This is a genomic window from Burkholderia cepacia (genome assembly GCF_029962485.1).
Lineage (GTDB): Bacteria > Pseudomonadota > Gammaproteobacteria > Burkholderiales > Burkholderiaceae > Burkholderia.
In genome coordinates this window covers 57,899-72,526 of the sequence record NZ_CP073637.1, presented here as the reverse complement: position 1 = coordinate 72,526, position 14,628 = coordinate 57,899, and the positions used below count along the sequence as shown (strand labels likewise).

Annotated in this window: 14 protein-coding genes and 1 pseudogene; 12 read left to right on the top strand and 3 right to left on the bottom strand. The window is 67.5% G+C overall.

The features are described 5' to 3' along the window. The first annotated feature begins 244 nt into the window (after positions 1–244). Complete coding sequence (locus tag KEC55_RS00320) at positions 245–523, top strand: HU family DNA-binding protein (RefSeq protein WP_006401505.1); 279 nt, start codon at positions 245–247, stop codon at positions 521–523. Between the two features lie 129 nt (positions 524–652). On the opposite strand, the gene KEC55_RS00315 is transcribed toward KEC55_RS00320, so the two are convergent. Then, on the bottom strand, positions 653–1,966 hold the full coding sequence (locus KEC55_RS00315; RefSeq protein ID WP_282506287.1) for a GTP-binding protein: 1,314 nt from the start codon (positions 1,964–1,966) through the stop codon (positions 653–655). Between the two features lie 159 nt (positions 1,967–2,125). Then, on the bottom strand, positions 2,126–2,578 hold the full coding sequence (locus tag KEC55_RS00310; RefSeq protein ID WP_282506286.1) for a lytic transglycosylase domain-containing protein: 453 nt from the start codon (positions 2,576–2,578) through the stop codon (positions 2,126–2,128). A 367-nt stretch (positions 2,579–2,945) separates the two neighbouring features. Between KEC55_RS00310 and gspD the strand changes: the two genes are divergently transcribed. From gspD to gspF, 3 genes and pseudogenes are all read left to right on the top strand, one after another. Beyond that, positions 2,946–5,279: a type II secretion system secretin GspD gene (gene gspD, locus KEC55_RS00305; protein ID WP_282506285.1), complete on the top strand. Its 2,334-nt coding sequence runs from the start codon at positions 2,946–2,948 to the stop codon at positions 5,277–5,279. Beyond that, positions 5,276–6,775 (top strand): type II secretion system ATPase GspE, encoded by a 1,500-nt coding sequence (gene gspE, locus KEC55_RS00300; RefSeq protein WP_176049163.1) that lies wholly within the window; start codon positions 5,276–5,278, stop codon positions 6,773–6,775. The genes gspD and gspE overlap by 4 nt, the downstream gene beginning before the upstream one ends. A gap of 4 nt (positions 6,776–6,779) precedes the next feature. Beyond that, a pseudogene (gene gspF / locus KEC55_RS00295) lies at positions 6,780–7,995 on the top strand (type II secretion system inner membrane protein GspF). A gap of 31 nt (positions 7,996–8,026) precedes the next feature. Here gspF and KEC55_RS00290 read toward each other — a convergent pair. After that, positions 8,027–8,437: a type II secretion system protein N gene (locus tag KEC55_RS00290; protein ID WP_034188199.1), complete on the bottom strand. Its 411-nt coding sequence runs from the start codon at positions 8,435–8,437 to the stop codon at positions 8,027–8,029. Between the two features lie 174 nt (positions 8,438–8,611). Here KEC55_RS00290 and gspG point away from each other — a divergent pair, with 174 nt between their 5' ends. From gspG to gspN, 8 genes are read left to right on the top strand one after another with little or no spacing between them, the layout of a single operon-like run. After that, a complete protein-coding gene (gene gspG, locus KEC55_RS00285) occupies positions 8,612–9,064 on the top strand; it encodes a type II secretion system major pseudopilin GspG (protein ID WP_282506284.1) in 453 nt (150 codons plus the stop codon). A gap of 39 nt (positions 9,065–9,103) precedes the next feature. Continuing rightward, on the top strand, positions 9,104–9,673 hold the full coding sequence (locus KEC55_RS00280; protein ID WP_282506283.1) for a GspH/FimT family pseudopilin: 570 nt from the start codon (positions 9,104–9,106) through the stop codon (positions 9,671–9,673). Continuing rightward, positions 9,670–10,077, top strand: coding sequence for a type II secretion system minor pseudopilin GspI (gspI, locus tag KEC55_RS00275; RefSeq protein ID WP_415877969.1), 408 nt, complete (start codon positions 9,670–9,672; stop codon positions 10,075–10,077). The genes KEC55_RS00280 and gspI overlap by 4 nt, the downstream gene beginning before the upstream one ends. A 7-nt stretch (positions 10,078–10,084) precedes the next feature. After that, complete coding sequence (locus tag KEC55_RS00270; protein WP_176049170.1) at positions 10,085–10,744, top strand: PulJ/GspJ family protein; 660 nt, start codon at positions 10,085–10,087, stop codon at positions 10,742–10,744. A 2-nt stretch (positions 10,745–10,746) separates the two neighbouring features. Continuing rightward, a complete protein-coding gene (gene gspK, locus KEC55_RS00265) occupies positions 10,747–11,880 on the top strand; it encodes a type II secretion system minor pseudopilin GspK (protein WP_282506282.1) in 1,134 nt (377 codons plus the stop codon). Positions 11,881–11,906: 26 nt separating this feature from the next. Next, positions 11,907–13,280 carry a type II secretion system protein GspL gene (gspL, locus tag KEC55_RS00260; protein WP_282506281.1) on the top strand — a complete coding sequence of 458 codons (1,374 nt, stop codon included), beginning with the start codon at positions 11,907–11,909 and terminating at the stop codon, positions 13,278–13,280. Continuing rightward, positions 13,277–13,783: a type II secretion system protein M gene (locus KEC55_RS00255; RefSeq protein ID WP_282506280.1), complete on the top strand. Its 507-nt coding sequence runs from the start codon at positions 13,277–13,279 to the stop codon at positions 13,781–13,783. Before gspL ends, KEC55_RS00255 begins: the two co-directional genes overlap by 4 nt. A 35-nt stretch (positions 13,784–13,818) precedes the next feature. After that, on the top strand, positions 13,819–14,607 hold the full coding sequence (gene gspN / locus KEC55_RS00250; protein ID WP_282506279.1) for a type II secretion system protein N: 789 nt from the start codon (positions 13,819–13,821) through the stop codon (positions 14,605–14,607). Positions 14,608–14,628: the final 21 nt, after the last annotated feature.

Genomic DNA, 14,628 nt, shown 5'->3' with positions numbered 1-14,628 from the left:
TCGACGATTCATTCGGCGAAATACCGATGAAAATCTTTGAAACCCTTGTCGTTATTGGGTTTGCGCTGCGCTATCATAGCAACGCCGTACCGCGGGGTGGCCGCCGGCAAGCCGGACGGCACGTCGCGCGGGCCAGGATTCGGCGCTGTGCCGTCGGAGTCTGACTCTCGACGGCACGGTTCGCGCACGTATAATCGGCGCGTTCGCGCTGTTCGTGTCAACCTAACCTGATAAAGGAACCTTAATGAACAAACAGGAACTGATCGACGCCGTCGCCGCCCAAACGGGCGCCAGCAAGGCTCAAACCGGCGAAACGCTGGACACGCTGCTCGAAGTCATCAAGAAGGCCGTGTCGAAGGGTGATGCGGTTCAGCTGATCGGCTTCGGCAGCTTCGGTTCGGGCAAGCGCGCAGCACGTACGGGCCGCAACCCGAAGACCGGCGAAACCATCAAGATCCCGGCAGCCAAGACGGTCAAGTTCACGGCTGGCAAGGCGTTCAAGGACGCCGTCAACAAGCGTTAAACCAGCGCCTGTTCCAAGAAAAACCCGCCTTTCGGCGGGTTTTTTGTTGGGCGCGCGCGGCATTTTTGCCACAGTCCGCGCCGCTCTTGCAAAAGTTAACGGTTACTTTTACAAGCCGTTACGACGCGCTCAAGCGTGCACGATCTGCGTGTCGCCGTGATCGTCGTCGTCGTGCGAATCGACATCCCACGCCGGGAACGGATCGTCGAACGCGATCCACTGCGTCGCGCCGAGTGCGAATTCCGCATCGGTCAGCAGGCATGCATCGAGCTTTGCGCGCCACGCATCGGCGTCGAGTGCGATGCCGATCAGCACGAGTTCCTGACGGCGATCGCCGACCGTGCGATCGTCGAGATCGCCGAGCCATTCGGCGCGGATTTCACCGAGCAGCTCGTCGTCGTCCGGCCATTCCGCGCGATCCTGCGCGGCCCACCAGAGACCCGCCGGGCCATGCCGGCAGACACCGCCCGCCTGCGACAGCGAACCCGCGATGTCGTTGCGGGTCGCGAGCCAGAAGAAGCCCTTGCTGCGCAGCACGCCCGGCCACTCCTGATGCAGCAGCGCCCAGAGTCGTGCCGGGTGAAACGGCCGGCGCGCGCGGTAAACAAAATTGCCGATGCCGAATTCGTCGGCTTCGCCGTGCACGTGCGCATGATGTTCGTCATGGCAGTCGGGATCGTCGCAGTGGGTGTGATCGTGATCGAGCGATGCGAGCCAGCCCGGCGCGTTCGCGGCTTCGTCGAAATCGAAGCGGCCGGTGTTCAGCACTTCGTCGAGCGGCACGTTGCCGAACGTCGACACGACCTGGTGCGCGCGCGGATTGAGTCGCGCGAGGATGTGCTGCAGGCGCGCGAGATCGTCGGCGCTGACGAGATCGGCCTTGTTGATCACCAGCACATCGCAGAATTCGATCTGCTCGATCAGCAGCTCGACGAGCGTGCGGTCGTCGTCTTCCGACGCGGCGATGCCGCGCGTCGCGAGCGCGTCGTCGGAGCCGTAGTCGCGCAGGAAGTTGTACGCGTCGACCACGGTAACGAGCGTGTCGAGCCGCGCGATGGTCGACAGCGACGCGCCGTCGTCGTCAACGAACGTGAACGTTTCGGCGATCGGCATCGGCTCCGCGATACCGGTCGATTCGATCATGATCGCGTCGAAGCGACCTTCGGATGCGAGGTTTCGGATCTCGATGAGCAGGTCGTCGCGCAGCGTGCAACAGATGCAGCCGTTCGACATTTCGACGAGGCGTTCCTCGACATGCGACAGCGCCTGCGCGTCGCGCACGAGCGACGCGTCGATGTTGACCGCCGCGAGATCGTTGACGATCACGGCGACTTTCAGGCCGGCGCGGTTCGCGAGGACGTGGTTGAGCAGCGTGGTCTTGCCGGCACCGAGGAAGCCGGACAGCACGGTGACGGGCAACGGCTGGTTCATTGCCGGATTCATGATGATATGCACCAACGGAAAAGATGAAAAAGCGGCCGCGGCGCCCTTCCGGGGCGCGATCGGCCCGCGGACGGGCGAAGTTGCGGCGTGAGATCCGCATTGTGCATCAAACGCGCGCCGGCCGGCCGGCACCGCGTCAGGCCGCAATGCGGCGCAACGTCACTGCACGGGCGGCAGCAGCTTCCACTGCGACAGGATGCCGGCGATCTGCCGCGCATACTTGTCGCGCAACGACGGCGTTTCGGAATGATAGGCGCCGACGGCTTGCCAGGTGTTGCCGTAGCGGTTCATCTTCTGCTTGAGATGCCACGCTGCGATGTAGACGTTCTTGCACGGCTCCATCAGCGTGTCGCGGCCGATGCCGTAGCGCGACAGCGCGGGCAGATGAATCGAATTGATCTGCATCAGGCCGTAGTCGACCGAGCCGTTCGTATTCTTGTTCAGTGCGCCGGGCCGGTTGCGCGATTCCTGCCACGCGATGGCGCGCAGGATCAGCGGATTGACCTGCTGATATTTAGCGGCTTCGTCGAAACAATCCGCACGAGCGTTTGCGCTGGCGAACCACGCGCCAGCGGCGATCAACGCGATCGAAGCGTACCGTCGTCTGTTCATCGTGCGAAAACGAAAAGGAATTGCGCGAAGGTCGGGAAAACCCGTGCCTGTTATTAGTGCGACGAGAAACGCGCCGCCCGTATCATACCGGCAGACCGTCAGATTGCGACATGCAGGAATACGGCAGCCCGGTTATACCGCATTTCCATGTCGGTTCATCGCGAATCGGGGGCGATGGCCGGCATGCGAAGGGCCGCGCCCATTCTTACATATTGCATACGATTCGCCGGACACATGTCGTATGTGAGACAGTCCTCGGATCAATGTGATATTTCGGACATGAAAAACTGCTAATGTCGCCTCTTTCGGACTTGGATCCCAGCACTACCGCCGGAAGTGGCCTGAGCCGGCATCGACCCATTCATCCATGACAAGAAATCGCTTCGTTATGCGGCGCATTGCCACGACCCTCTTCGTCGCCGGCATCATCGTCTCGCAGGCCGCCTACGCTCAGGTCACGCTCAACTTCGTGAATGCGGATATCGACCAGGTCGCGAAAGCGATCGGCGCCGCAACCGGCAAGACCATCATCGTCGACCCCCGCGTGAAGGGGCAGCTCAACCTCGTGGCCGAACGTCCGGTGCCGGAAGACCAGGCGCTGAAGACGCTGCAGTCGGCGCTGCGCATGCAGGGCTTCGCACTCGTGCAGGATCACGGTGTGCTGAAGGTCGTGCCGGAAGCCGATGCGAAGCTGCAGGGCGTGCCGACCTACGTCGGCAACGCGCCGCAGGCCCGCGGCGACCAGGTGATCACGCAGGTGTTCGAGCTGCACAACGAATCGGCGAACAACCTGCTGCCCGTGCTGCGGCCGCTGATCTCGCCGAACAACACGGTGACGGCCTACCCGGCGAACAACACGATCGTCGTGACCGACTATGCGGACAACGTGCGCCGCATCGCGCAGATCATCTCGGGCGTCGACAGCGCCGCCGGCGCGCAGGTGCAGGTCGTGACGCTGCGCAACGCGAACGCGATCGACCTCGCCGCGCAGTTGCAGAAAATGCTCGACCCGGGCGCGATCGGCAACAGCGACGCGACGCTGAAGGTGTCGGTCACGGCCGACCCGCGAACCAACTCGCTGATGCTGCGCGCGTCGAGCGCGTCGCGCCTCGCGGCCGCGAAGCGCCTCGTGCAGCAGCTCGACGCGCCGAGCGGCGTGCCCGGCAACATGCACGTCGTGCCGCTGCGCAACGCCGATGCGGTGAAGCTCGCGAAGACCTTGCGCGGCATGCTCGGCAAGGGCGGTAACGACAGCGGCTCGTCGGCGTCGTCCAACGATGCGAACAGCTTCAACCAGAATGGCGGCTCGTCGTCGAGCGGCAACTTCTCGACCGGCTCGTCCGGCACCCCGCCGCTGCCGTCGGGCGGCCTCGGCGGCTCGTCGTCTTCGTCGTCGTACGGCGGCTCGTCCAGTAGCGGCGGCCTCGGCACGGGCGGCCTGCTCGGCGGCGACAAGGACAAGGGCGACGACAACCAGCCAGGCGGGATGATCCAGGCCGACGCGGCGACCAACTCACTGATCATCACCGCGTCCGATCCGGTTTACCGCAACCTGCGCTCGGTGATCGACCAGCTCGACGCACGGCGCGCGCAGGTCTATATCGAAGCGCTGATCGTCGAACTGAACTCGACGACGTCCGGGAACCTCGGGATTCAATGGCAGGTGGCGAGCGGCCAGTTTCTCGGCGGCACGAACCTGGCGGCCACGGCCGGCTCCGTCGCGGGCAACAGCATCATCAACCTGACGACGGGCACGGCGGGCACCACCGGGGCCGGCCTCGCGGCGAATCTCGCGAACCTGAACCAGGGCCTCAACGTCGGCTGGCTGCACAACATGTTCGGCGTGCAGGGCCTCGGCGCGCTGCTGCAGTATTTCGCGGGCGTGAGCGACGCGAACGTGCTGTCGACGCCGAACCTGATCACGCTCGACAACGAGGAAGCGAAGATCGTCGTCGGCCAGAACGTGCCGATCGCAACCGGCTCGTATTCGAACCTGACGAGCGGCACGACGAGCAACGCGTTCAATACGTACGACCGTCGCGACGTCGGCCTGACGCTGCACGTGAAGCCGCAGATCACCGACGGCGGGATCCTGAAGCTGCAGCTCTACACCGAGGATTCGGCAGTCGTCAGCAGCACCACGACCGCACAAACGGGCCCGACCTTCACGAAGCGCTCGATCCAGTCGACGATCCTGGCCGACAACGGCGAGATCATCGTGCTCGGCGGCTTGATGCAGGACAACTACCAGGTGTCGAACAGCAAGGTGCCGCTGCTCGGCGACATTCCGTGGATCGGCCAGCTGTTCCGTTCGGAATCGAAGCAGCGCCAGAAAACCAACCTGATGGTGTTCCTGCGCCCGGTGATCATCTCCGATCGCAGCACCGCGCAGCAGGTCACGGCCAACCGCTACGACTACATCCAGGGCGTGACAGGTGCGTACAAGTCGGACAACAACGTGATCCGCGACAAGGACGATCCGATCGTTCCGCCGATGCCGCTGGGTCCGAGCCAGGGCGGCACGCCGGCCGGCAACCTGTTCGACCTCGACAAGATGCGCCGTCAGCAGCTGCAGCGCCAGGTGGCACCCGCGCCCGCGCCGGCGCCGGTCCCCGCACCGGAACCGGTGCAGTCGCAGGGCGTGCCGCAGCAAGCGGTACCGCAACAGCCGCTGACCGCCACGCCGGGAGCCTCGCAGTGAGCGACGTGCTCGCGTCTTCCGCCCACGACGGCGCGCCGGGCGAACGCCAGCCGCCGTCGCCGCTTGCCGCGCGGCTGTTGCCGTACGGCTTCGCGAAGAGCGGCCAGGTGCTGATCGCGCACCAGCTCGACGACACGCTCGAGGTGTGGATCAGCGAACGCACGAGCGATGCCGCGCTCGCGGAGATCGCGCGCAACTTCGGCTCGATCGCCGTGCACCACGTGCCGGCCGACGAACTCGCGCAGGCGATCAACCAGGCATATGCGCGCCAGGACGGCAGCGCCGCGCAGGTAGTCGGCGAGGTCGAAGGCGAAGTCGACCTGTCGCGGCTGATGCAGGACATCCCCGAAGTCGAGGATCTGCTCGAGTCGGAAGACGACGCGCCGATCATCCGGATGATCAACGCGCTGCTCACGCAAGCGGCGCGAGAACATGCGTCGGACATCCACATCGAGCCGTTCGAGAATGCGTCGGTCGTGCGCTTTCGCGTCGACGGCACGCTGCGCGACGTCGTGCGTCCGAAGAAGGCGCTGCATGGCGCGCTGATCTCGCGGATCAAGATCATGGCGCAGCTCGACATCGCGGAGAAACGCCTGCCGCAGGACGGCCGCATCACGCTGCGCGTCGGCGGCCGGCCGGTCGACGTGCGCGTGTCGACGCTGCCGACCGGGCACGGCGAGCGCGCGGTGCTGCGTCTCCTGGAAAAGGATGCGCAGCGCCTGAACCTCGAAGCGCTCGGGATGGGCCGCGACACGCTTGTCCAGTTCGACAAGTTGATCGGCCGCCCGCACGGCATCGTGCTCGTCACGGGTCCGACCGGTTCGGGCAAGACGACGACGCTGTATGCGTCGATGTCGCGGCTCGAAACCGCGACGACCAACATCATGACCGTCGAGGACCCGATCGAATACGACCTGGGCGGCATCGGCCAGACGCAGGTGAACGAGCGGATCGGGATGACCTTTGCCCGTGCGTTGCGTTCGATCCTGCGCCAGGATCCGGACGTGATCATGATCGGTGAAATCCGCGACCTCGAGACCGCGCAGATCGCGGTGCAGGCGTCGCTGACGGGCCACCTGGTGCTCGCGACGCTGCACACGAACGATGCGGCTTCCGCCGTCACGCGCCTGACCGACATGGGCGTCGAGCCGTATCTGCTCGCGTCGTCGCTGCTCGGCGTGCTCGCGCAGCGGCTCGTGCGCCAGCTCTGCCCCGTCTGCAAGGAAGAGCGGCACGAGGACGGCCGCACCGTGTGGCATCCGGTCGGCTGCGACAAGTGCGGGCATTCGGGTTATTCGGGCCGGCGCGGTGTCTACGAATTGCTGCTGGTCGACGATTCGATCCGCTCGCTGATCCACCGCAACGCGGCCGATGCCGAGATTCTCGCCGCCGGCCGTGCGGAAGGCATGCGCACGCTGCGCGACGACGCCGAGCGCTGGCTCGCGTCCGGCGCGACGTCGCTCGAGGAAGTGCTGCGCGTGACGGGAGGCGCATAGCGCGATGCCGGCATTCCGTTTCGAAGCAATCGATTCGGCGGGACGCGCGCAGAAAGGCGTCATCGACGCCGACAGCGCGCGCGCCGCACGCGGCCAGCTGCGCACGCAGGGACTCACGCCGCTCGTCGTCGAGCCAGCCGCCAGCGCGACGCGCGGGGCGCGTTCGCAGCGGCTCGCGTTCGGCCGCAAGCTGTCGCAGCGCGAACAGGCGATTCTCACGCGCCAGCTCGCGAGCCTGCTGATCGCCGGGCTGCCGCTCGACGAGGCGCTCGGCGTGCTGACCGAGCAGGCCGAGCGCGACTACATCCGTGAACTGATGGCCGCGATCCGCGCGGAGGTGCTCGGCGGCCATTCGCTCGCGAATGCGCTGGGCCAGCATCCGCGCGATTTTCCGGAAATCTACCGCGCGCTCGTCGCGGCCGGCGAACACACCGGCAAGCTCGGTATCGTGCTGTCGCGTCTGGCCGACTACATCGAGCAGAGCAACGCGCTGAAGCAGAAGATCCTGCTGGCGTTCACCTATCCGGGGATCGTCACGCTGATCGCGTTCGGCATCGTCACGTTCCTGCTGAGTTACGTCGTCCCGCAGGTCGTCAACGTGTTCGCGAGTACGAAACAGCAGCTGCCTGTCCTCACGGTCGTGATGATGGCGCTGTCGGATTTCGTGCGGCACTGGTGGTGGGCGATCCTGATCGCGTTCGTGCTGGTCGTGTGGTTCGTGAAGGCGACGCTGTCGCGCGACGGGCCGCGGCTCGCGTTCGATCGCTGGGTGCTGACCGCGCCGCTCGCGGGCAAGCTCGTGCGCGGCTACAACACGGTGCGCTTCGCGAGCACGCTTGGCATTCTCACCGCGGCCGGCGTGCCGATCCTGCGCGCGTTGCAGGCGGCCGGCGAGACGCTGTCGAACCGCGCGATGCGCGCGAACATCGACGACGCGATCGTGCGCGTGCGCGAAGGCTCCGCGCTGTCGCGCGCGCTGAACAACGTGAAGACGTTTCCGCCGGTGCTCGTGCACCTGATCCGTTCGGGTGAAGCGACGGGCGACGTGACGACGATGCTGGATCGCGCGGCCGAAGGCGAAGCGCGCGAGCTCGAACGCCGCACGATGTTCCTGACGAGCCTGCTGGAGCCTGCTGATCCTGGCGATGGGCGGCATCGTGCTCGTGATCGTGCTGGCGGTGATGCTGCCGATCATCGAGCTGAACAACATGGTGCAGTGACGTGACGGCCTGACTGTCAGGCCGCCGCCGCTCAACGCATGTAGATCGCGGGGGACGGCGTGTTCGCCGGGAGCTGGATTTCGGCGCGGGCGCCGTTGCGGTCGACGATGATCGAGCGCGGGCGGACTTCGGCGAGCTTCGCGCCGGGCGTGACGTCCGCGCCGAGCGACACGGCGCGCGGCGGTTCGCCGCCGACGCCGACGATCGCCGCACCGCCGTGATCGAGCGCGAGAATGCCGAACAGGTGGATGTCCTGGACGGGATTCTTGTCGAGCTGACCGCCGAAGAGCGCGGCCGCGTCCTCGGTGCGGATCGGCAGCCGCGCGGCAGCGGCGGGCAGCGGCGCTTCGCGGGCCGACAGCGTGACGACCCAGTAGGTGGCCGTCGCGCACAAACCCGCGAAGAGGGCTAGGGAAAGGATCCGGATCGAGAGCGCGTTCATGCGCGCTATTGTACGGATGTATATGAAATTTGCGTTGGGTGAAAGCCCTCGACGATGCGCGCCTTACAATGCGTGCTCCGCGCCCGCGGGACCGGAAGCTTGCTGTCAGGCAATCGCCCGGTGCGCGGGATGCGTCACTCAATCGACGACATTTTTTGGAAGAGGTAGTCAGTCATGCAAACGTGGATCACTTGCCGCAACGCGGCCGTGCGTCGTCAGCGCGGTTTCACGCTGATCGAGATCATGGTGGTGGTCGCGATCCTCGGGATCCTGGCGGCGCTGATCGTGCCGAAGATCATGAGCCGCCCGGACGAGGCGCGCCGTATCGCCGCGAAGCAGGACATCGGCACGATCATGCAGGCACTCAAGCTGTACCGTCTCGACAACGGCCGCTATCCGACCCAGGAGCAGGGTCTGAATTCGCTGACCCAGAAGCCGACCACCGATCCGATCCCGAACAACTGGAAGGACGGCGGCTATCTTGAACGCCTGCCGAACGACCCGTGGGGCAACGGGTACAAGTACCTGAACCCGGGCGTGCACGGCGAGATCGACGTGTTCAGCTACGGCGCCGACGGCAAGGAAGGCGGCGAAGGCAACGATTCCGATATCGGTTCGTGGCAGTAAGCCGGCACTGATCGGCCCGACGTTCCATTCCCGTTCTTCATGCCCGCCATTCGCACGACCTCCCGCTGCGGTCGCGATCGCCGTGTGCGTCGCGGCGCGGTGTCGTCCATACCGGCGCGAGCCGACGGCGGGCCGATGAAGCACGGCGCGCCGCGTCATCGCGCGCACGGCTTCACGCTGCTCGAAATGCTGGTCGTGCTGATGATCGCCGGGCTGCTCGTGTCGCTCGCGTCGCTGTCGCTGACGCGCAATCCGCGCACCGACCTGCGTGAAGAAGCGCAACGCGTCGCGCTGCTGTTCGAGACGGCCGGCGACGAAGCGCAGGTGCGCGCGCGGCCGATCGCATGGCAGCCGACCGCGCACGGTTTCCGGTTCGACGTGAGCTCGCCCGACGGCTGGCGCACGCTGCGCGACGACCTGCTGCGCCCGCGCGACTGGGACGGCGGCGTCACCGGCGCCGACATCGACTATCCGGGTTCCGACACGCACGCGAGCCGCGTCGTGTTCGGCACCGAGAGCATCGACACGCCGGTGCGCGTGACGCTGCACTCGGCCGTCGGCAGCGCGACGATCGTCGGCACCGGCAACGGCCGCTACGAGGTGCAATGACGATGCGTCGTCGCCTGCCCTCTTCCATTTCCTCATCGCGCGGTTTCACGATGATCGAGGTGCTCGTCGCACTCGCGATCATCGCGGTCGCGCTCGCCGCGTCGATCCGGGCGGTCGGCACGATGGCGACCAACGCGTCCGACCTGCACCGCCGGTTGCTGGCCGGCTGGAGCGCCGACAACGCGCTCGCGCAGTTGCGGCTCACGCACGCATGGCCGGAGGTCGGCGAGCAGAGCTTCGACTGCTCGCAGGGCAACGTGCAGCTCGTCTGCACGCAGCGCGTAAGCACGACGCCGAACCCGGTGTTCCGGCGCGTCCGGATTTCGGTGAGCATGCCCGGCCATTCCGGCGTGCTTGCACAGATGGTGACGGTGGTCGCGAATGAAACCAGCCGTCCGCTCTGACATGCCGATGCGACGCCCGTCCGCCCGCCGCGCCCGCGGCTTCACACTGATCGAGCTGATGATCGCGATCGCGATTCTCGCGGTGGTCGCGATCCTCGCGTGGCGCGGGCTCGACCAGATCATGCGCGGCCGCGACAAGGTGGCGTCCGCGATGGAAGACGAGCGCGTGTTCGCGCAGATGTTCGACCAGATGCGCATCGATGCGCGGCTCGCCGCGACCGACGATGAAGCCGGCCAGCCGGCGATCGGCGTCGCCGGCAATACGCTGCAGATCGTGCGCGAACTCGAGGTGCCGGGCGCCGCGCCGCGGCTGCAGGTGGTCCGCTACCGGATCGCCGGCGGGCGCGTCGTGCGCTATGCATCACCGCCGATCGACGACGCGAACCGGCTGCGCAGCACGCTGAAGGACAGCAGCGTCGAAGGCTGGAGCTGGGTCGCGCTGATGGGCGGCGTCGGCGCGATCGACGCGAAGCTGTACGTGCCGCGCGTGGGCTGGACCACCAACCTGCAGACGGCCGACGACGCGCTCGCGCAGAACAACGACGCGCTCAAGGTGCCGCAGATCGGCAACGCGCCGCCCACCCGCGCGGTGACGGGGTTGCAGGTCAGCATCGGCGCGACGTCGCTGCGCGTGCCGGTCACGCGCATCTTCCTCGTCGGGGAATGACGATGCGCGCGCGCCCTTTCCGTCCCCCCTTCTTCAACCGCGCCGCCGGTCGCGCGCGTACCCGCCGCCAGCGTGGCGCGGCGATCATCACGGCGCTGCTCGTCGTCGCGCTGTCCGCGATCCTCGTCTCGGGGATGCTGTGGCGCCAGCAGGTGCAGATCCGCCGCATCGAAAACCAGCGCGTGATCGCGCAGGCGCAGTGGGTCGCGCGCGGCGCGCTCGACTGGACGCGGATGATCCTGCGCTCCGAAGGCGACACGGCGCCCGGCATCACCTATCTCGGCGGGATCTGGGGCGTGCCGATCGCGAAGACGAAGCTGTCGGATTTCCTCGGCCGGATCGGCGCGCCCAACGATGGCGGCGGCGAAGACACCTATATCTCCGGCTCGATCGAGGACGCGCAGGCGAAGTTCAACCTGCGCAACCTCGTGTCGTCGCCGGCGCCCGGCGTGCTGCAGCTGAACGTCACGCAACTCCAGGCGTTCCAGCGCCTCCTGACGACGCTCGGCTACGACGGCGCGTTCGCGAAGCGCATCGCGCTGCAGGTGCGCGCGGGCCTGCTGCATTCGGCGACGCGCTTCCAGATGCCGAACCTGCCCGGCGGCGGCGGTACCGCGGCGAACGCCGCGACCGCGCCGGTCACGACCGACCAGCAGGGCGGCGGCGATTTCACCGACGACCCCGGCATGTCCGGCGGCGATCGCGGGCCCGCACCGCTGATGATGACGAGCGTCGACAGCCTGCTCGACGTCGATGGCGTGACACCCGAGATGGTGGCGCGGCTGCGCCCGTTCGTCACCGTGCTGCCGACCACGACGCCGGTGAACATGAACACCGCACCGGCCGAAGTGATCGCGTCGCTGGTGCCGGGGATGAGCGTGTCGTCCGCGCAGGCGCTCGTGTCGCGCCGCGAGACCGTATTTTTCCGGAACGTTGGCGACGTGCAGCTTGCGCTGCGCGGCGCCGGCGCGCCGAACGTGACGATCGATTCGAGCCTCGTCGACGTCAATTCGAGTTATTTCATCGTGCATGGCCGGATCCAGCACGATCGCGCGGAGGTCGACCGCACCTCGCTCGTGTATCGTGATCCGACCACGCACTCGACGCGGGTCGTGCGTATCCGCGACCAGCTATAACGACGCCAATCGGGAGAGGAGCTCTTGTGAGCACGTTGATTGTTTCTTTGCCGCCGCGCGAGCCTGCCGTGCCGTTGCAGGAATGGCAGTGGCCCGAGCTGCCGTTCACGCTCGTCGACAAGGCCGGCCAGGTGCAGCGCGCCGGCCGCGCCGCGCTCGCGCTGCTGCCGCGCGCGAACGCGACGGTCCTGATCGTCGCCGCGCGCGACGTGCTGCTGCTGGCCGCGACCGTCCCGCCGCTGAAAGGGCCGAAGCTGCGCCAGGCGCTGCCGAACATCGTCGAGGATCAACTGATCCAGGATCCGCTCGGCTGCCACATCGCGCTCGATCCGGCCGCGTTGCCCGACGGGCGCCGCGTGCTGGCCGTCGTCGATCGCGCGTGGTTCCGCACGATCTGCGAAGCGTTCACGGCGGCCGGCCACCGGCACCTGAGCGCGGTGCCCGCAACGCGCTGCCTGCCGGCGCCGCGCGCGCCGGCGGAAACGGCATTGATTGCGCCGGCCGACGGCGAGCGCGCCGACGCTGCCGCGCTCGCCAAGGATGCCGCCGAGCCGGCCGCCCGTCCGGCGACGGTCGCCGCGGTGCTCGGACTCGCGACGTCGGTCGAACCGGTGCTCGTCGAGGCTGGCGCGCAGCCGGCCGTGGCCGGTGCGCCGCGCCTGGAACTCGCAGTGGCGCGTGGCGCACTCGGCGAAGGCTTCGTGGCGCCCGCGGCGCGCGCGGCCGGCACGCTGACCGCGCTCGCACGTGGCGGCGACGTCGAACTGTACGAACTCGGCGAACCGGGCGCGGAGCCGCGGCTCGCGTCGGTCAGCCGATCTGACTCGGCGTTGTTGCCGGGCGCCGCCCCGCTGCCGTTCGACACGTTTGCGCGTCGTGCGCTCGCCGAGAAGTTCGATCTGTGCCAGTTCGAATTCGAGTCGCAGCCGTGGCGCTTCGACCGCGCGACGGTGAAGCGCCTGCGCGTGCCGCTCGCGCTCGTCGCGGCGACGCTCGGTGTCGCGGTGATCGGGATGAACCTGCACTGGTGGAAGCTGTCGCGCGAGCGCGATGCGTTGTCCGCGCAGATCACCGAAACGCTGCTGTCCGCCTTCCCGAAGACGACGACGGTGCTCGATCCGCCCGCGCAGATGCAGCGCCAGCTCGACCAGCTTCGGCTCGCGGCCGGCGAGCTGTCGCCGAACGATTTCCTCTCGCTGTCGAGCGGGCTGTCGCGTTCGATGGGCGCGCTGCCGCTGAACGGCATCGCGTCGCTCGACTATCACGACCGGCGGCTCGATGTCGGCTTCAAGCCGGAGGTCAAGGTCGATCCCGATTTCACGCAGCGCCTCGCGCGTAACGGCCTGTCCGGCGAAGTCGACAGCAACACGGGCAAATGGACGATCCGGAGCCGCTCATGAAAACCGAACAACTGAACCAGACGCTGGCCCAGTTCTGGGGTGAGCGCTCGCCGCGCGAGAAGACGCTGCTCGGCTGGGGCGGCGCCGTGCTGGCCGTCGCGATTGCGTATTCGGTGCTGTGGTCGCCCGCGCAGGAAGGCCGCGCCCGGATCCAGCGCGCGCTGCCGGCGATGCGTCAGGAACTCGCGCAGATGACCGCACAGGCTAACGAGGCGAAGTCGCTGGCGGCCGCCGCGCAAGGCGTCGCGCCGACCGGCCTCGCGCTGAAGGACGCGCTGACCGCGTCGTTGTCCGATCACGGGCTGCAGGGTGCGCAGGTGCAGATCGTCGGCAACGGTGTGCAGGTGCAGATGAAGAACGTGTCGTTCCCGGCGTGGACGCAGTGGCTCGACGATGCGCGCCGGCAGTTCAAGGTGCAGGTCGGCGAGGCGCACGCGACCGCGCTGAAGGACGACGGCCAGGTCGACCTGACGGCCGTGATGCAACCTTCCGTACAGAAATAAATGACGCAGTGGATGACGCAAGCGGCGGTCGGCCGATGAGGCCGGGGATGAAGCGGCTCACCGCCGTATTGCCGTGGGTACTGGCGGGCGGATTGGCGACGGCGGTGACACTCGTCGCGCTCGCACCGGCCGCGTGGATCGCGCCGCAGTTCGCGCGCGCGACCGGCGGACACGTGAATCTCGTCGACCCGGACGGGTCGCTGTGGCACGGCTCGGGCACGCTGATGCTCGCGCCGGGTGCCGACCAGAGCGCGGCGACGCTGCTGCCGGGCCGGGTCGAATGGACCACGCGCTTCTGGCCGCTGCTGACCGGGCGCGTGCAGATGCGCATGCGGCAGACCGAGGCGATGCCCGATGCCGTGACGCTCGATGCGACGTGGCGTGGCGCGGTGCTGTCGGCGGGCACGATGGCCGTGCCCGCGTCGCTGCTCGCCGGGCTTGGCACGCCGTTCAACACGCTCGACCTGCAGGGCGACGTGCGGGTTGGCTGGAGCGACTGGCGCCTGTTCGGCAACAACGCGTTCGGCCAGCTGACGGTGACGATCGATTCGATGAGTTCGCGCGTGTCGCGCGTGAAGCCGCTCGGTTCGTACCTCGCGGTGCTGCAGGCGAAGGGCGCGGGCGCCGATCTCGACGTGTCGACGACGCAGGGCCCGCTGTTCCTCGACGGGCACGGCAACTTCGGTCCCGGCCAGGGATCGTTCCGCGGCACCGCGCATGCGGCGCCCGAGCAGCAGGCGAACCTCGCCGGGCTGCTGAATCTGCTCGGCCACCCGATCGGAAACAACGAGGTGTCGCTGATCTTCGGCGACGCGCAGCGCTGACGCGCGCGTCGCACGCTTCCC